This is a genomic window from Bacillus sp. FSL M8-0277, assembly GCF_037975305.1.
GTDB lineage: Bacteria > Bacillota > Bacilli > Bacillales > Bacillaceae > Bacillus > Bacillus pumilus.
Map to the genome: position 1 here is coordinate 967510 of NZ_CP150255.1, position 18248 is coordinate 985757.

Below are 18248 nucleotides of genomic sequence, written 5' to 3' on the forward strand. Positions count from 1 at the left end.
ATGACACCAAGGCTAAACCGTCTGTGGCGGGCGGTTTAGCCTGATCTGTTTTTAAAGAATATGCAGACACTTGGAGGTTATATGTTTACGATCGAGAAATTAACCAAGACGTATAAAAATAACGTGACTGCTGTCAATGATTTTCATTTAAAAATCGACCCTCATCAAATCGTTGCTGTTGCTGGACCGAATGGTTCTGGTAAAACAACGATGATTAACTGTATACTCGGCATCATTAAGCATACAGAAGGAACGATTCTGTTGCAGGATGTCACAAATGACGAACCATCCTTTAAAAAACAAGTAGCCTATGTTCCAGATGATCTGCTGCTCCCTGAAGCATTGACTGGGGCTGAATATTTAGATTTTGTTTCTTCTATGTATGAATGTAAAACAATTCATAGAAGAAATCAACTAATTGAACTGTTTGATATGGACTCGGCTTTATCAAGACCGATTGAAACCTATTCACATGGTATGAAAAAAAAGACACAGCTGATTGCCGCCTTTATGCTTGATAGTCAATTGGTGATCATGGATGAGCCCTTTAGAGGACTTGATATTGAAGCGGTTATAAACACAAAGAAACTGATGAAGCGTTATGCTGAGCACCATGGTGCGATCTTGCTTTCAACGCATGATATGCTTTCAGCGGAAGAGCTGTGCCACAAAATCGCCATTATTTCTAAGGGAAATAAAATGGATGAAGGAACGGTCTCAGCCTTAAAAGAGAAGTATCAATCAAGCACATTGGAACAGGTGTTTCTGAAAGCTTCAATGTTAAGTGATAGGGGTGCACATTTTGATGAAATCATTAATCATTTCTAGAGTGATGCTTAAAATGTGGCAGCAGGAGATGTATAAGCTCTTTGATACTCAGACGAAGCGGATCATTGTGATCTTATTCTTTTTATTTGCCGTCACAATGGGCGCCATCATCGGATACAGTTTTACGGGTGTCTTTATGAAGGCTTTCTTAAATGGCGATGAGCGCTCACTAGGATTACTCGTTGTGTCAATGGCGATCAATGCATCCATCTTTACTAGCCTGTTATTCATTTTGATCAAGGTCAGAACGCCTGAGCAAGACCGTTTTTCTATGCAGCTCAGCTGGTTCCCGCTTTCTACCTTTCAGAAAAGCCTTGGTTACTTTATTCCGATGGTGACAGTAGTGGCAGGACTTGTTTTATTTTTTATCGGTATTCTGCTTTTACCTAATTTTATTGCCCAGGGAATAGGTATTTTCTTTATCTTTACGTTCTTTTTGATGGTGATTTTGCAATCGCTTTTTGTCTTAATGCTTTTGCAACTCATTTATAATATGACGTATTTGGTCATTCTGAAATTAAAATTACCGTTGCAAAAATTTGCAGCGATCTTTGTTTTATTAGCACTGGTTGTAGCGTATGGAATGACGCATTTTGATATCAGTCAAATTCAGCAATCATATATACAGTTTGATTATCATTTGATGTATTTTACAGCACCGTTTTTCTTAGCGGCTCAAGGAATGTCTCCTGAAGGGGTAAACTATGCAATTTTGATTCTGTTTATCCTTTTATCGGCGAGCGGTGCATTTCTTTCCCTTGCGATGATGCCGATTATGGCAGAGAAAAAAGCGTTAACCTTCTTAAACAAACTGCCGTTCTCTTCTTCAAAAAAATGGTCACTTATTGTAAAGGAAATGAAATCACAGGTGCGAAATGAAGAAAACATTTTAAACTTTCTCATTCTCCTCATTGTGATCTTATTCGTCCGTTATCAATTTGGATTCCGTTTTGAAGAAGAAGCATTTTTTGTTCTCTGTGCTCTTGCTGGATTAACCGCCTTCAATTCATTTGGCAATGATAAACGAATGCTGGGGATGTACAAAACATTTGGTCTAAGATCGTGGGAAGTGGCTCTGTATAAGTTTATCGGGCTTTTGCTTGTTGGTGTACTGCAAATTGCAATCTTCATGCTGACAACGCTGACGCTTCCTGATCAGGTTTGGAACGTATTGATTGGGGCCGCTGTCTTATGCAATGCCACTGCGCTCTTTTATGTGGTAGGTATTTTACTTCCGCTTGATCGGAACAATCCTTACACAGGCATTTTTTCATTTGGAGCACTTATTTTACTCATGATTCCGATTGTTTTTATTGGAAACTATGTCATAGGGGAGTCGAGTCAAACACTTCAGTGGCTGCTTGTAGCTGCATTTGAAGGTCTGCTCATCTTTGCCATATACAAAGGTTTTTCATGGAGGTATTCACATGATTCAACTTCTTAACAATAAGCTAAAGATTGAGCGGGTACCGGCACTTGCGCCGTATGTGACCTTACAAAAGAGGCATCTCACGGATACGCAGTATGGAAGCACACTCCCGATTAATGAAAGTGCCTATCATATGTTAACGAAAGTAGATGGTAAAAGGACAGAAGCGAGTATTACCGCAGAGCTCGCCGATTTGTTTCAGGTCGATGAGTCTGTGATTTCTCGTGACTTTTATCAACTGATAATGGGGTTGAATCAGCACCACTTACTGTCTATTCATTATCAATCACCATATCGGATTGTGACAGCCTGCTGTCAATTTTTCAAGCAGTATCAAGTGAAAATGAAGGAACGATTTGATTGCACTGGTCACTCGTTCCTTCATATTTTTGGGACAGCATTACTCATGGTGACGCGTAAAATCATCTTTTTCTGGATGCTATTTATGGTCATGGCAGGAATCGCTTTTTTATTCATTCCTGACCGGTCGATTGCAGCCATTGCGATTTATTTTACAATTATTTATTTTGGATTAATTACGGGAACGGCCTTACATGAGGCAGCACACGGCTATACGCATCGGAAATTTGCGGGACGGGATGGTCCACAAGGTTTTTTTGCAAGTGATATGATGTCTGTGAAATTTGTGAGACCGGTATTAGATCCGTTTCAGAAAAAGCAGGTATGGATTACCCTGCTTGGGCCGCTTGTCCCAGGTGTGATCGGAGCAGCAGGGATCATTGTGACCGTATTATGTCTAAAAGAAAATCCAATTTCAACAGGTTTCTTTATTTTTTCAATCACGTATTTTATTCAATTACTCTATCTTCTTCCATTTATGGGGGATGGTAAATCCATTATGAAGCAGCTATTGCTTGGGGGAATGGGAGGACAACGATCATGAACGTACAGGCGATGAAACAAGGTGCTATTGTTGGTGGTTTTCTGGGGTTTTTAGGCTTTCCGATGCTGACAATCGGCATATTATTCTATCATTTATTTCAATCAAAAACGAATGATGCTTTATTATTTAACAGTCTCGCTTTTGAGATGGAAGGTTCATCCGCATTTACTTTTCAAATCAAGCCAAACTTTTTTATTTATATGATTGTGATTTTTGCCGCGAGTTTTCTCATTGTGGCTATCTTATCAGCCATGAAGCAGAAAAAAGCGAAAGGTTAGGAGAATTCTCCTAATCTTTTTTTTGTATGTCCAACCAAATTTTAGTATAATAGAAAATAAAAAACATCAAAGGGGATCTCAATGTTAAAAAAATGGAGTGTTCTTATATTCACTGTTTTTCTATTAGCAGGATGCGGTGAGAAGGCTGAAGAAACCACGCAAACCGAAAAGACGGTATCTACAATAAACACGGAGTCTGCTACTAAGAAGCAAGTAACCATCGAACAAATGAAACTGACAAAAAAAGAAAAAAACTTACTAGAAGCATCAACCACTAATGAAATGGTGGCTTTAACAATAAAAGGATTAACGAAGAAGGATAAGAGTATTACGTTTATCGGGAGTCATTATAAAAATGGCCGATTAGCTAATAAGGAAGCGTCATCTGCCACCTTTACTTTACATCAGGATGGAACCGACCAAACGATGAATGTGCTCTTACAATTAAGGCATGAGAAAGATACATATGAATCACAATTTAGTATGTGGTCAGACAACAAGAACGAGGGAATGACGAAAGCAACAGCAAGCTTTCCGTTCAAGGTAAGTGACTATGTTTTTTCTGCACAATCTGAAACTGTCAAAGTCTCTTCTGGAGGAAAGGCACTGATTGCGTATACAGCGGCAATGGGGAAAGACGGAAATTCACCGATGCTTGAAGAGATTGAGAAAAATCCTAAGCAAGCGCTGAAGAATAAGTCACATGCCTACTTATTTTATATTCAGCTCGATAAATAACTATCGTAATATATACGGAGAATATGAAGTTTTTTGACGAAAATTCTTCATATTCTCTTGACGAATTGTTTAGGAAGTTGTAACATAATAAAGGTCAACGCGATGACGTTGCTTTTGAAAAATTGATGCGGGTGTAGTTTAGTGGTAAAACCTCAGCCTTCCAAGCTGATGTCGTGAGTTCGATTCTCATCACCCGCTCCAATACATAATTTTTGTTAATAACGCAGTATTTCGTTTCTTAGATAAACGAAGTGTTGCGTTTTTTATTATGTCAGTATAATGTGAAAAAGCACTGTCAAGCTACAGTGCTTTTTCAATAAATTCATATTTACTTTCTCCACCATGTATTTGTACAAACATCTTCGTCAAGGATTGGATGAGGGCTTCACTCTTTTCCTGGGAAATAGATGGCGGAAACAGGATAATTTGCACAATGTTTTTTGTGTCTTGAGAAATGTGAGCTTTACTTGGTTGAGAAAATAATCCCCTAAGTCCTGCGTTGTCTTGCCATTCAATGTAACCACTCTCATGTTTTGCTAGTGAAAGCGGCTCTTCTATGCGATCAGCATCGAATGTCAGGATAGGCAAGAAATATTTTAAAGAGAAAAAGATCGACAAATCCTGTACGGAATTGGTCGAGTCTATAAATTGTTCCTTTTGGATATCAGCAAGAATTGGCAGGAAAGGAACGTCTTTTAAAAGGTCCGTCCATTCTTTGATTGCTGGTACTTCTTCTAAGACTTTATCTTCGTATTCAAAGAATAAAGATTCTTGAAACAGGCGGAGCCGGCCTTTTAACATTTGAGGGGATGTGCCAACTTCAATATGCGAATATTCAATCTGTCCAACATGGATAGACGAGTTGTCAGGATGAGAAATTTCCATATGTATCTTCACAGTGACTCACTCCAATCGGTCATGATACACTCGTATTATACTGAAAACAACAGAAGAAACAAAGAAAGGAGGTTTGCAAGGTGATTCATGTTGGAGAATTAAAAGAAGAATTGATTCAATATGCGAAAGAAATTGGTGTCGATAAAATCCGATTTGCAAGTGCCGATACATTTGATTCATTAAAAGACCGCCTCATCTTACATGAATCGTTAGGGTATTTGTCAGGCTTTGAAGAGCCTGATATCGAAAAACGAACAAACCCTTCTTTGCTGCTTCCGAAGGCCAAATCAATTGTTGCGATAGCGCTAGCGTATCCTTCCAAAATGAAAGATGCTCCTCGAAGTACAAAGGATGCAAGAAGAGGAATCTTTTGCCGTGCTTCTTGGGGAACAGACTATCATGTTGTGCTGAAAAAAAAGCTCGATATGCTCGAGGAATTCTTGCGAAGCAAACATGTCGATATACGAACAAAATCAATGGTGGATACAGGGGAGCTGTCCGATCGTGCAGTAGCGGAACGTGCTGGCATAGGTTTTAGTGCGAAGAACTGTATGATTATCACGCCAGAGTTTGGGTCTTACGTGTATTTGGCTGAAATGATAACAAATGTCCCATTTGAACCGGATGAAAAAATTGAAGACCAGTGCGGAACGTGTAATAAATGTGTTGATTCGTGTCCAACTGGTGCACTTGTAAATCCAGGACAGCTGAATTCCCAGCGGTGTATTTCCTTTTTAACGCAAACGAAAGGATTTTTGCCTGACGAGTTTCGTTCGAAAATAGGAAATCGTTTATATGGGTGTGATACGTGCCAAATTGTCTGCCCGATCAATAAAGGGAAGGACTTTCACCTGCATCCTGAAATGGAGCCGGACCCTGAAATTGCGAAGCCGCTCTTAAAGCCGCTTCTTACGATCAGTAATCGTGAGTTTAAGGAAAAATACGGTCATGTTTCAGGTTCATGGCGGGGGAAAAAGCCAATTCAGCGAAATGCAATTTTGGCACTTGCTCACTTTAAAGATACATCTGCCTTACCCGTGTTGATTGATTTGATGCACAAGGATCCAAGGCCTGTTATTCGAGGCACGGCTGCTTGGGCAATAGGGAAAATTGGCGACGAGCAGCTACTCCCAGAGCTGGAAAAAGCCCTTGAGCGGGAAAGTGATGAGGAAGCGAAGCAAGAAATCGTCAAAGGGATTGAGTTTTTACAGACACCTTTAAATACTAAATAACATCTCTGTGAACATAGAATGAACCAAACAGAGATTTTAAAAAAAGTTTGGTGGTGTCTGTGTGAAACAATTATTAGAGCAAACATTAGAAGACAGGCTTGGTTATTTATTAAATGGAAGTGCAATCAAACAGCCGCAGCTCATGTCTGATGTGGAAGCAGTCGAACGGAAAAAAGAGCTTTTTGCTAGAAGACAGGTGGAGATTGTCAAGGCGAAGGCGAAAGCAACACTCCTAGATTCAACGATTCAGGATGATGGGGCTCAGCATGTGCAGTATCTTGCTCATCTCACTTATGTATGCAAGGATGTAGACGATTCTTTTTATTTAGAGGAACAAGTAGAAAAAAGAGAAGCGTTCCTTTACAACGACATGCTTGTGAAAGATCGGATAATGCTAGAAAAGCGGCAAATGGAAGAGCAGGTGGATGAGCGCTTTCAGACCGAAGAACAGTTTGGGAGAGCCTTTCACTATGACCGGCGGGCAGCCGTACAATATGCGGAGACGTACTGGAATAAACGAAATCCCGCCTATAAAAACTTCGAAGATAACTGCACAAATTTTATTTCACAATGCTTGAAGGCAGGGAATGCGCCAACGAGAGGGTATCCGAACCGCGGATCTGGCTGGTGGGTGCGGCCGCACACGTGGAGCTATAGCTGGACGGTGGCTCATTCGATGAAAAATTATTTAGCGAATTCGAAAGCGGGTTTAAGAGCAAAGAAACTCAAGGAAGCGCAGGAGCTTCAAATTGGTGATGTCATTTGCTACGATTTTGAGGGAGATGGCAGGTATAATCATACAACCATTGTCGTCGATCACGATAAAGGCGGAATGCCTCTTGTGAATGCTCAGACATATGACAGCCGAATGCGTTATTGGTCGTATGAGGATTCGACCGCCTATACACCAGCTATTCGTTATACGTTTTTTCACATTTTGGACGATGCCGCGAAGGATAGTTAATGGTATAATGTTGAGCGGAAAAGAAAATTAGAGGTGAACTTTTTTGGGACTTCATGTCGTTTTATATCAACCAGAGATTCCAGCTAATACTGGAAATATTGCGCGTACATGTGCAGCAACAAATACAACCCTTCATCTGATTCGTCCGCTTGGTTTTTCGACAGATGATAAAATGCTGAAGCGTGCAGGACTCGATTATTGGAAATATGCCAATGTCGTCTATCATGACTCGCTTGATGAATTGTTTGAGGCTCATCCGAAGGGACAATTCTTCTATATCACAAAATTTGGCCAAAAGCCGCATACGACATTTGATTACTCTCAGTTAGATGAAGATTACTTCTTCGTTTTTGGCAGAGAGACAAGTGGATTGCCGAAAGATTTGATCGAGCGGAATATGGACCGCTGCCTTCGTTTACCGATGACAGAACATGTTCGTTCTCTGAATCTATCGAATACGGCAGCAATTCTTGTGTATGAGGCACTTCGACAGCAGCAATATCGAGATCTGATATAAGGTCAAGAAGAAAGCTGGGATACCAATCTCGGCTTTTTTTATATGAGATAAGGAACAAAATATGATTTGTTCAGTCTATTTTTTGACATATTGAAAAAATCGAAGCACAGTGAATATGCAAGTGCTAAAAACAACGAACTAAATGAAAAAAGGATGTTCCGCTCATGGAACATCCTTTTTTTCATTTACCAGGCTTGCCTTCGTAGCCAGCTGTGAAAATGGATACTAAAAACGTAATGATGACGCCCATCATAATGACCGTTCTCATATAAGCTCCCCCTTATCCCTTTGTTTCTATCGCTGCCTGTTTCATATGATGTGAAGTTCGCCTTGAAAAGCAGGAGAAGAAGATCATTTTTCTCCTGTTTTTCCTTTATTATGAAGGGTCTTGCGGATGGTTGTCAATTCAGTTTGCCAATTCGTCATTTTGAAGAACGAAAGCATGTAATAGGACGCCTCCGCATAGATTGTAAAACAGTATCTGATTACTTGCTTCAATCTTGAAAGAGGAGGTTCATATGGATATTTTAAAGAAAATTGAACAGCACAGAGAAGAAGAGCAGCGTCTTAAATGGGAAGGCACATTTGGCGAGTATTTAGACATTATAAAGGAAAATCCACTTGTCGCTCAATCTGCTCATTCTCGCGTTTATCATATGATTAAAGACAGCGGGATTGAAGAGGAGAATGGGGTCAGAACGTACAAATTTTTTGATCAGGAGCTTTTTGGATTAGAGGAATCATTGGAAAGATTAGTGGAGGAATATTTCCACCCTGCCGCCAAGCGCCTCGATGTGAGGAAGCGTATTTTGTTATTGATGGGACCAGTGAGCGGGGGGAAATCTACGCTTGTTACTAGGCTGAAAAGAGGACTAGAGGAATATTCACTGACAGATCATGGCGCAGTCTATGCGATCAAAGGCTGCCCGATGCATGAAGATCCGCTTCATCTTATTCCGCAAAATCTGCGGGAGGATTTCTATAGAGAATATGGCATTCGTGTGCAGGGGAATTTGTCCCCTCTGAATATGATGAGGCTGGAAGAGGAATATGGCGGACGAATTGAGGATGTAAGGGTTGAACGGATCTTCTTCTCAGAGGATAAACGGACCGGTATTGGTACCTTTAGTCCGTCTGATCCGAAATCTCAGGACATTGCTGATTTAACAGGAAGCATCGATTTTTCAACCATTGCTGAATTTGGATCAGAGTCAGATCCAAGGGCCTACCGCTTTGATGGAGAACTCAATAAAGCAAACCGAGGGATGATGGAGTTTCAGGAGATGTTAAAGTGTGATGAGAAGTTTCTATGGCATCTTCTGTCATTAACGCAGGAAGGAAATTTTAAAGCAGGCCGTTTTGCCTTGATTAGTGCAGATGAATTGATCGTTGCTCATACGAATGAAACCGAGTACCGGTCGTTTATTTCAAATAAAAAGAACGAGGCCTTGCATTCAAGAATTATTGTGATGCCGATTCCTTATAACTTGAAGGTGACAGAGGAGGAACGCATTTATCATAAAATGATTTCAGAAAGTGATGTTTCTGATGTGCATATTGCCCCGCATACGCTGAAAGTAGCAGCGATGTTCTCCATTTTGACAAGACTCAAAGAGCCGAAGCGTTCTGATATTGATTTGGTGAAAAAAATGCGTCTGTATGACGGAGAAAGTGTCGAAGGCTTCCAATCTGCTGATATTGATGAGATGAAAAAGGAATTTCATGATGAAGGGATGAGCGGAATTGATCCGCGATATGTGATTAACCGCATTTCCTCCACTATTATCCGGAAGAATATGGAGTCGATCAATGCGCTGGATGTTCTTCGTTCGTTAAAAGAAGGACTCGATCAGCATCCGTCTATCTCAAGCGAGGACCGGGAGCGCTATTTGAATTTTATTTCTGTTGCGCGAAAAGAGTACGACGATATTGCCAAGAAGGAAGTACAAAAGGCATTTGTGTATTCCTATGAGGAGTCTGCGAAAACACTGATGGATAATTACTTAGATAATGTCGAGGCATATTGCAACAAAAACAAGCTGCGTGATCCGTTAACCGGTGAAGAAATGAATCCTGATGAAAAGCTTATGCGTTCAATTGAAGAGCAGATCGGAATTTCTGAAAATGCGAAAAAGGCATTTAGAGAAGAAATTCTGATTCGTATTTCGGCTTATGCGAGAAAGGGCAAACGCTTTGATTATAATTCTCATGAGAGATTGCGTGAGGCGATTCAGAAGAAGCTGTTTGCTGATTTAAAAGATGTGGTGAAAATCACGACATCAACGAAGACACCGGATGAACAGCAGCTGAAGAAAGTGAATGAAGTAGTGGCTAGATTAATTGATGAACATGGCTATAATTCAACAAGTGCAAATGAACTTTTAAAATATGTAGGCAGTCTTCTTAATCGTTAATAAAGGAAGGAGGCATTATTGGCGCACCTGCACCGGTAATGTCTTTTTTAGAAATGACCGTCAACTTGGGTGACGAGCAGCATAAGATAAAGGAATCGGTGGTTATAAGAATTGTGCAAACAGGTGAGGAGGGGGATGGATGTCCCGGCAAGAAAAAAGTCAGTTTATTGTATCTCAGGAAGACTGGTCCCTCCATCGAAAAGGCTATGACGACCAGCAGCGTCATCAGAAAAAGGTCAAAGAAGCGATTAAAAACAATTTGCCGGATCTTGTCACAGAAGAAAGCATTATCATGTCTAACGGAAAAGATGTTGTGAAAATTCCAATTCGTTCGTTAGATGAATATAAAATTCGGTACAACTACGATAAAAATAAGCATGTGGGTCAAGGTGATGGAGATAGCGAGGTAGGCGATATTGTCGCACGTGATGGATCAGACAGTAAGCAAGGGCAAGGAAAGGGGCAGAGAGCAGGAGATCAGGCTGGAGAGGATTATTACGAAGCAGAGGTCTCATTAATGGATCTTGAGGAAGCGTTGTTTCGGGAATTAGAGCTACCAAACCTTAAACAAAAGGAGCTTGACGACATTATTGTCGAGCAAATTGAGTTTAACGATATTCGCAAAACCGGGTTAACAGGGAATATTCATAAAAAACGAACGATGCTCTCAGCATTTAAACGAAATGCAATGACAGGCAGTCCTTCCTTTTATCCAATCTACCCAGAGGATATCAAATATAAGACGTGGAATGAAGTGACCAAACCAGAGTCGAAAGCCGTCGTTTTGGCAATGATGGATACGAGCGGAAGTATGGGACTTTGGGAAAAATATATGGCGAGAAGTTTTTTCTTTTGGATGACACGTTTCTTACGGACAAAGTATGAGACGGTCGATATTGAATTTATTGCCCATCATACAGAGGCGAAGGTTGTAGATGAAGAGCATTTCTTCTCGCGCGGTGAGAGCGGGGGGACGATTTGCTCCTCTGTCTATCGAAAAGCACTAGAGCTCATAGACGAACGTTATCCGCCATCGCGATATAATATTTATCCTTTTCATTTTTCTGATGGAGACAATCTGACCTCAGACAATGCACGGTGCGTAAAGCTTGTTTCTGAAATTATGAAAAAAGCCAATTTATTCTGTTATGGTGAAGTGAATCAATACAACCGGCATTCTACATTAATGTCAGCATATAAGCATATACAGGATGAGAAATTTAAGCATTATATTTTGAAGCAAAAATCAGATGTTTTTCTCGCCCTAAAAAAATTTTTTCAGCAGGAAGAAGTTCTTTCGTAAATAGCACATTTGAAAAAACCTTTCAGCATAAGGGCTGAAGGGTTTTTTGTATGGAGAAGGAAGGGATCACCAGAAAAAAAGTAAAACTTTCTCTTTGACATTTCAATTTTCATTTATTAATATTTAATCTTGTTAAATATAAGTTTTTCAAAAAAGATGCCGATCGTCTTTTCTTCTTTTTCTACTCTTTGCTCATGAGTGAACAATAAGTATAAATGGGCTGCACACCATTATTCATGCGGGGAAGATGAAGGAGATATAACAGTTTTATGAGCTTGCTTCATATTCTGTCAGATGATGGGCATTCTAAGTTTGCTAAAGCAGATGACACTATATTTTTATACATGAAAGGAGAAACAAAACATGAACAGAGGGCGTTTATTGCTAACGAACATTATTGGCCTTATTGTAATTCTTGCCATTATTGCCGGAGGTGCTTATTACTACTACGAAAGCACAAATTTTGTCAAAACTGACGAGGCGAAAGTGACAGGTGACATGTATCAAATCACAGCACCAGCAGCTGGACAAATCAAAGGCTGGGATATCAATGAAGGTGACGAAGTGCAAAAAGACAGCACAGTTGCAAAAGTTGAAGGAGAAACAAAAACAAACATTAAATCAGTGGCTGATGGCACATTAGTCAAAAAAGAAGTACAAAACAATCAACAAGTGCAGCCTGGTACAGTTCTTGGTGAAACGATTGATTTAAGCAAGCTTTACATCACAGCGAATATCAAAGAAACAGATATTAAAAACATTGAAAAAGGCGACAAAGTTGACATCGTCGTAGATGGTGATCCTGATACAACATTTGAAGGAACAGTTGAACAAATTGGTTATGCGACAAACTCAACATTCAGCATGCTGCCAGCAACAAATTCAAGTGGTAACTATACAAAAGTCACACAAAAAGTAGCAGTGAAAATTTCAATTAAAAATCCATCAGACAAAGTACTTCCTGGTATGAATGCTTCTGTCAAAATTTCATCTTAATGATGACTGATATCAAAAAATGAAAGGAGGTTGTCTGAGATGGCAAATCAACCTGCAGCAACAAAACAGGGAGCAGGCTCCTTGTCTTTACTGATCATTTTAATGGCCGGCTTGTTCGTAGCGATTTTGAACCAAACACTTCTGAACGTAGCCATGCCCCATTTAATGACTGAATTTAATGTGAGTGCAACGACGATTCAGTGGCTTACAACAGGTTATATGCTTGTCAACGGTGTGCTGATTCCGTTATCTGCGTTTTTAATCACACGCTTTGGACAGCGCAGCTTATTCTTAGTTGCCATGATCTCGTTTACACTAGGGACCTTTATTTGCGGGATTGCGCCGAACTTTTCAACGATGCTTATCGGTCGTTTGATTCAGGCAATCGGCGGCGGTATCCTGCAACCGCTTGTGATGACAACAATCCTTTTTATTTTCCCTCCTGAAAACAGAGGGAAAGGAATGGGGATTTTCGGTCTTGCAATGATGTTTGCTCCAGCGGTAGGACCAACATTATCTGGTTACATTATTGAACATTATTCTTGGCGTATTATGTTTTATGGACTTGTTCCAATCGGAGCAATTGTCATTATCGCGGCTTTCTTTATGTTTAGAAATATTGTAGAGCCTAAAAAGATCAAGCTGGACGGCCTTGGTGCGATTCTTTCCATCGTTGGTTTTGCTTCGCTTCTATACGGAGTGAGTGAAGCCGGAAGTGATGGCTGGACAGATCCGATCGTCTTATCGACGATTATTGTTGGTGCGATTGCGATCATTCTCTTTATTTTCCAACAGCTGAAAGTTGATAATCCGATGCTTGATTTCCGTGTGTTTAAATACAGCATTTTCTCATTATCAAGTGTTATTAATATTATTATTACAGTTGCCTTATACACTGGGATGTTCTTACTTCCGATTTATCTGCAGAACCTCGTTGGATTTACGGCATTGCAATCCGGGCTATTAATGCTTCCGGGGGCACTTGCGATGCTGATTATGTCCCCGATTTCAGGGATTTTGTTTGATAAATTTGGACCTCGTCCGCTTGCGATTGTGGGGATGCTCATTACCGTTGTCACCACATTCGAGTTTACAAGGCTGACCATTGATACATCATATAGTCACATTGTACTCATGTATGCAGTGCGTGCATTCGGTATGTCACTCCTTATGATGCCGGTGATGACAGCTGGGATGAACCAATTACCACAGCACTTAAACAGCCATGGTACAGCGATGTCTAATACATTAAGACAAATAAGCGGTTCGATCGGTACGAGTTTGATCACAACGATTTATACGAATCGGACAACATTCCATTATTCCAATATGGCGGATCAAACAAATACAGCGGACCCATTCTTTATGAATTCATTCCAGGCGGCTGTGTCGAATGTGATGCATCATATGGGCATGACAGCTGAAGCTGCTCAAAAATATGTATCCACCCAGCTCTTTACGAAAGCACAGGTTGATTCAAACGTAATGGGTATCAATGATGCTTACATGTGGGTAACGTTATTCTGTGCCGCTGGTGTCATTCTTAGCTTGTTCCTGCGTGATGTACGTAAGGATAAAAAGCGAAAAGATCAGCAGCATAAAAAACAAGAAATAACACTGCTTCCAGCACCTAAGGAAGCAAACCAAGATGCAAGATAAGTGTGGAGGGACCGTACATGAAAATTTATGTCGTATATGATAGTGAAGGTAACCATACAAAAGCACTGGCAGAAGCAATTGCAGCAGGCGCAGGTGAAACAGAGCAGGCTGAAGTATTCGTTGATCACGTGAAAGATGCGGATATTCGCAAGCTGGATCAAATGGATGCGATCATTTGGGGCTGCCCTGGTCACTTTGGGACCATTAGTGCTGGATTAAAGACATGGATTGACCGTCTTGGCTACCTATGGGCAGAGGGAAAACTAATCGATAAAGTCGGTGCCGTTTTCTGTACAACTGCTACAACGCACGGCGGTTTAGAAATGACGATGCATAATTTGATTACACCAATGTTCCACCAAGGGATGCTTGTCGTTGGTCTTCCTGGAAATGTGCCAGAAAATGCTTTATACGGCTCTTACTATGGAGCAGGTGTGACATGTCCGATTGATTCTGATGAAGTGATTTCGACAGAAGGCATTGAACTCGGGAAAGCATTAGGAAGACGTGTAGCATCAGTCACTGCGTCATTTAAGCGATAAGGAGAGGGTTCTTTTGGCGACGATTATTGTAGCGTTAGTAGCTGCTGTTCTAGTCATTATCGGATTAGTAGCATTCAATGTCAGACACGCTTCGGTCGAGAAGAAAGAGATCAATGAAGATGTGCCCAATCAGCCTGACGTGCCCCGTAGCGAGTCAGAAGTTGCGGCGAGACCTGTAGAGCCTGAAGTAGAAGAGCAAGCGTCAACGCCTTCTCAAACGGATGAACGAGTGTCTGGTGATGATTTCTATAGACAGGCGCTTCAAAAGTTTAAGCAGCCAGAACCACCTGTCAAAGAAGAAGAGCCAGAAACTAAAATGAATGATGATATGTATCGTTCTGCTTTGCAGAAGCTAAAGCAGAACGACAAATAAAAAAAGAGAACCTCTCGTCAGGTTCTCTTTTTTTATAGCACAAAAAAACCGCCGGCAGAAGCCGGGCGGTTTTCCTTCACTCTATAAAGTGCTAAAGAGCAGATGCTCTTAAATTACGCTTTGTTAACGTTAGCAGCTTGTGGTCCACGGTTACCTTCAACGATTTCGAAAGAAACTGCTTGACCTTCTTCTAAAGTTTTGAAGCCTTCGCCTTGGATAGCAGAGAAGTGAACGAATACATCGTCTTGACCTTCTACTTCGATGAATCCGAAACCTTTTTCAGAGTTGAACCATTTTACTTTACCTTCTAACATGAAATTTCCTCCTAAAGCGATCTTAACGCTTAAATTCACTATTCTTGCTCTTACACAAACTTCAAAGACGAAAACTCTTTCAAAACTTTCTTCTTAAAGATGATACGAACAAAAATAATTACCTTTACTTTACCAGTGTTTGCGGGAAAAAACAACTGTTATCCAAAAACTTTTTTAAAAATAATTAGCGCTAACAAATTGAGGAAAAAGCCTATGTTCATTGGCCTCTTTTTCTCCCTGAGAAGCTCACTTGATTTCGGCCAGACTGCTTCGCTTTATAGAGCTCTTGGTCAGCTATAATCGGTAATTGCTTGATATTTGGACTTGTCCCGGGGAAATACGCACACCCAAGTGATACTGTAATATGAATGGACATGCCATTTTGTAAATAAATCGGCTGATCTGCTATTTTTCTTCGTAAGCGTTCTGCAATCTGCCATGTTTTTTCAACTGTACAATTGGGTAGAAGGACGGCAAATTCCTCACCGCCAATTCGGCCAATATAATCTGAGCTTCTTGTGTTTTTCATCAGCCTTTTTCCGATTTCTTTTAAAACCATATCTCCCTCATGATGTCCATATTGGTCATTGATGGATTTGAAGTAATCGATGTCTAAGTAAATAAGGGATATTTGATGGATAGGCTGCTTAAATTTCATCGAAAAAGCATCATTTAAGACCTCATCGAACTTCCGCTTATTTAAAACACCTGTTAAAAAGTCATAATGAGCTTGGAATTTATACAAATTTAACAGCTGATATGCTTTTGTTTGATGCTCAATGACGTAAAAGTTAAACAGTCCTGCAACATATGAGAACATCCAATAAGCAAAATGCAGTTCAAATGATGTCTCATGCACGATCATGATAAACAGGCTTGTGGCAATGACATTACCTAACGTAATGGACAAAAGCATTTTCATAACTTGATTCATATGGCGCTCAGCAATTAAAAAAGAAGCTGTTGCGATGATCATCATGGAAAAAATATTGATGAAAGAAGCGACGTTGGCTTCGATTAATAATCGACCAATGATTACAACACAGGCTGCAATGATGGTTTGGGCGATGCCTCCATAAAAGGCCGTTAAAATAAGGGGGATATGTCTTAAATCGATGATGGCTGGTCCTGCTTTGATAGAGAAGAACATTAAGAGGACACCGAGTAACCCAGAAAGAATGCCTTTGAATAGTTGTCTGAGCAGGGTATCTTCTTTCTTAAGAAAATTCTCTTTAAACACAAGCAGAAATAGATAATGAAAAGTGACAAGAATTGTTAAATTAATAAAGAGGTCTCTTAGCAAAATTAAATCACCTTTTTAAAATTACTAAAATTTGTTGCAAAAGAAAAGGGGAAAAAGGATAATTAATAAAAATTTCACTTATAAGGGGATCGAAACATATGCGAGGAAAACGCTTCCCAGATGAAACGGACTGGCTTTCTTTTTTTGAAACGGAGCCAGATGAAAGGTTCGAGAAAGGGATGCCTATTGAATATCAAAGCCTGACATTTCGATTTGAGAATCAAGACGAGCAATACGAAAAAGAGCTTTTAATCATAGTGGAAGCTTATGGCGATTTTATCACAACAGTTGAAATCACCTTTTTACCTTTCTTCTCTGTGATGATGAAAGAACATTTTTCAGGAGAATAAACAGGAGCCTCTATTCATAAAGGCTCCTGTTTTCTTATTTGTGCTCGATGTCATTGATCACTTGCTGGATTGATTCATCATCCATCACATTCATGACACTTTCATCAATATGAAGAGACTGTGCATAAGACTCTCTTGGCTGATGGTTTCTTGATGTCGATTGGTGCTGATTCGTATGATTTGGCTGTACAGCAGTGAATGCCTGCTTCATCATTTGTCCGATTTCCGCAGTGCCCTTTGATTCTTTCTGTGCGTGTGACTCTTGTCGAGACGATTCATGGTGCTGTTGATCTTTTCCCTTCATCATTGAAGACATATTCATTTGCGTCATGCTTTTCAGTCTTCTTCGTAAAACTGGGGAAAATAATGCAATGATGGCTGTAGATGCTGCGATCATTGCGCCAGTGCTCATGCCTTTTCTTTTTTTAAACAAACGAATCCCTCCATTTGATCGTGATGATTCTTCTTCATCATGTTTAGGATGACCAAACAAAGCTGAATTATGAATTCAATTCGCTGAAAGAGAGGATGTATGCATAAAAAGCTGACTGGATGAAAAACCTAAGAGCAAAAGGAGGGAATAAATGATGAATAAGAAATGGATGCTATCTTTACTACTCGTTCCAGCATTGATCACCACTGGATGTGGTATGAACAACCAGGGCGATGAGCGAAGAGGAACAATGAAACGACAGTATGAAAATGTCACATATAAGAATGACAACATGAGGCAGGATCAGCCAGATGTTCAAACACCTCAGAAGGTCAAAGTGGCAGATAAAGCGTCAGAGCTAGTAGCCAACATGTCTGAAGTAAAAACAGCGAACGTACTTGTTACAGGAAAGAATGCATTTGTTGCCGTTATGCTTGAAGGCGATAAAAGCGGTAATGTAACAGAAGATTTGAAAAAGAAAATTTCTGATAAAGTCAAATCAACGGATCAACAAATCGACAATGTGTATGTATCTGCGAATCCAGACTTTGTCGATCGTATGGAAGGGTACGGAAAACGTATTAGAAGCGGAGAGCCCATCTCAGGATTTTTCGATGAATTTACTGAAACGGTCAGACGTGTCTTCCCTGAATCAAAATAACTACGACAAAAGCCGTATGTCATATGCGGCTTTTTTGTTTGGAACCGCACCTTGCGCACCTGACTGCATAAAGTAAAAAATATATCACCTCTTGTTGATCTTTGTTTCTTCAT

The 18248-nt window shown here is 40.2% G+C and carries 20 protein-coding genes and 1 tRNA gene; 17 read left to right on the forward strand and 4 right to left on the reverse strand.

From position 1 onward, the window contains the following. Positions 1-81 precede the first annotated feature (81 nt). The 6 genes from MKZ05_RS04670 (at position 82) to MKZ05_RS04695 (ending at position 4378) form a co-directional block, all read left to right on the forward strand. Entirely contained in the window at positions 82-828 is a 747-nt protein-coding gene (locus MKZ05_RS04670; protein WP_050945447.1) for an ABC transporter ATP-binding protein, read from the forward strand. Beyond that, entirely contained in the window at positions 806-2272 is a 1467-nt protein-coding gene (locus tag MKZ05_RS04675) for a hypothetical protein (RefSeq protein WP_339161605.1), read from the forward strand. Before MKZ05_RS04670 ends, MKZ05_RS04675 begins: the two co-directional genes overlap by 23 nt. Next, complete coding sequence (locus MKZ05_RS04680; RefSeq protein WP_137054865.1) at positions 2256-3161, forward strand: PqqD family protein; 906 nt, start codon at positions 2256-2258, stop codon at positions 3159-3161. Before MKZ05_RS04675 ends, MKZ05_RS04680 begins: the two co-directional genes overlap by 17 nt. After that, positions 3158-3439 (forward strand): hypothetical protein, encoded by a 282-nt coding sequence (locus MKZ05_RS04685; RefSeq protein WP_003211021.1) that lies wholly within the window; start codon positions 3158-3160, stop codon positions 3437-3439. The genes MKZ05_RS04680 and MKZ05_RS04685 overlap by 4 nt, the downstream gene beginning before the upstream one ends. A gap of 81 nt (positions 3440-3520) precedes the next feature. Further along, positions 3521-4177: a hypothetical protein gene (locus MKZ05_RS04690; RefSeq protein ID WP_003211065.1), complete on the forward strand. Its 657-nt coding sequence runs from the start codon at positions 3521-3523 to the stop codon at positions 4175-4177. Positions 4178-4304: 127 nt separating this feature from the next. Continuing rightward, positions 4305-4378: transfer RNA gene (locus MKZ05_RS04695), tRNA-Gly, on the forward strand. A gap of 99 nt (positions 4379-4477) precedes the next feature. Here MKZ05_RS04695 and MKZ05_RS04700 read toward each other — a convergent pair. Then, positions 4478-5074 carry a hypothetical protein gene (locus MKZ05_RS04700; protein WP_339161607.1) on the reverse strand — a complete coding sequence of 199 codons (597 nt, stop codon included), beginning with the start codon at positions 5072-5074 and terminating at the stop codon, positions 4478-4480. Between the two features lie 83 nt (positions 5075-5157). Between MKZ05_RS04700 and queG the strand changes: the two genes are divergently transcribed. The 9 genes from queG to MKZ05_RS04745 all read left to right on the forward strand — a co-directional run bounded on the left by queG (position 5158) and on the right by MKZ05_RS04745 (position 15074). Further along, positions 5158-6306 (forward strand): tRNA epoxyqueuosine(34) reductase QueG, encoded by a 1149-nt coding sequence (gene queG, locus MKZ05_RS04705; protein WP_106029965.1) that lies wholly within the window; start codon positions 5158-5160, stop codon positions 6304-6306. Between the two features lie 61 nt (positions 6307-6367). Further along, on the forward strand, positions 6368-7270 hold the full coding sequence (locus MKZ05_RS04710) for an amidase domain-containing protein (RefSeq protein ID WP_137054864.1): 903 nt from the start codon (positions 6368-6370) through the stop codon (positions 7268-7270). Positions 7271-7313: 43 nt separating this feature from the next. Further along, a complete protein-coding gene (gene trmL, locus MKZ05_RS04715; protein WP_003211950.1) occupies positions 7314-7787 on the forward strand; it encodes a tRNA (uridine(34)/cytosine(34)/5-carboxymethylaminomethyluridine(34)-2'-O)-methyltransferase TrmL in 474 nt (157 codons plus the stop codon). Positions 7788-8305: 518 nt separating this feature from the next. Then, entirely contained in the window at positions 8306-10201 is a 1896-nt protein-coding gene (locus tag MKZ05_RS04720; protein ID WP_003211752.1) for a PrkA family serine protein kinase, read from the forward strand. A gap of 139 nt (positions 10202-10340) precedes the next feature. Further along, on the forward strand, positions 10341-11504 hold the full coding sequence (gene yhbH / locus MKZ05_RS04725) for a sporulation protein YhbH (RefSeq protein ID WP_339161610.1): 1164 nt from the start codon (positions 10341-10343) through the stop codon (positions 11502-11504). Between the two features lie 363 nt (positions 11505-11867). Beyond that, on the forward strand, positions 11868-12500 hold the full coding sequence (locus tag MKZ05_RS04730; protein WP_003211200.1) for an HlyD family efflux transporter periplasmic adaptor subunit: 633 nt from the start codon (positions 11868-11870) through the stop codon (positions 12498-12500). A 39-nt stretch (positions 12501-12539) separates the two neighbouring features. Then, entirely contained in the window at positions 12540-14159 is a 1620-nt protein-coding gene (locus MKZ05_RS04735) for a DHA2 family efflux MFS transporter permease subunit (RefSeq protein ID WP_050945441.1), read from the forward strand. Positions 14160-14176: 17 nt separating this feature from the next. Continuing rightward, complete coding sequence (locus MKZ05_RS04740) at positions 14177-14701, forward strand: flavodoxin family protein (protein WP_003210946.1); 525 nt, start codon at positions 14177-14179, stop codon at positions 14699-14701. A 13-nt stretch (positions 14702-14714) separates the two neighbouring features. Further along, entirely contained in the window at positions 14715-15074 is a 360-nt protein-coding gene (locus tag MKZ05_RS04745; protein WP_339161613.1) for a hypothetical protein, read from the forward strand. A gap of 113 nt (positions 15075-15187) precedes the next feature. Here the strand turns inward: MKZ05_RS04745 and cspB are convergent, their stop codons facing one another. Both cspB and MKZ05_RS04755 read right to left on the reverse strand, forming a co-directional pair. Beyond that, positions 15188-15388 (reverse strand): cold shock-like protein CspB, encoded by a 201-nt coding sequence (gene cspB, locus MKZ05_RS04750; RefSeq protein WP_003212277.1) that lies wholly within the window; start codon positions 15386-15388, stop codon positions 15188-15190. Positions 15389-15605: 217 nt separating this feature from the next. Continuing rightward, on the reverse strand, positions 15606-16691 hold the full coding sequence (locus MKZ05_RS04755) for a diguanylate cyclase (RefSeq protein ID WP_003211754.1): 1086 nt from the start codon (positions 16689-16691) through the stop codon (positions 15606-15608). A 98-nt stretch (positions 16692-16789) separates the two neighbouring features. Between MKZ05_RS04755 and MKZ05_RS04760 the strand changes: the two genes are divergently transcribed. Then, positions 16790-17041, forward strand: a complete 252-nt coding sequence (locus MKZ05_RS04760) for a hypothetical protein (RefSeq protein ID WP_339161617.1) — start codon at positions 16790-16792, stop codon at positions 17039-17041. 34 nt (positions 17042-17075) lie between these two features. Here MKZ05_RS04760 and MKZ05_RS04765 read toward each other — a convergent pair whose 3' ends face one another. After that, on the reverse strand, positions 17076-17474 hold the full coding sequence (locus MKZ05_RS04765) for a hypothetical protein (protein WP_050945440.1): 399 nt from the start codon (positions 17472-17474) through the stop codon (positions 17076-17078). 151 nt (positions 17475-17625) lie between these two features. Between MKZ05_RS04765 and MKZ05_RS04770 the strand changes: the two genes are divergently transcribed. Then, positions 17626-18135, forward strand: a complete 510-nt coding sequence (locus MKZ05_RS04770; RefSeq protein ID WP_003211812.1) for a YhcN/YlaJ family sporulation lipoprotein — start codon at positions 17626-17628, stop codon at positions 18133-18135. The last annotated feature ends 113 nt before the right edge of the window (positions 18136-18248 follow it).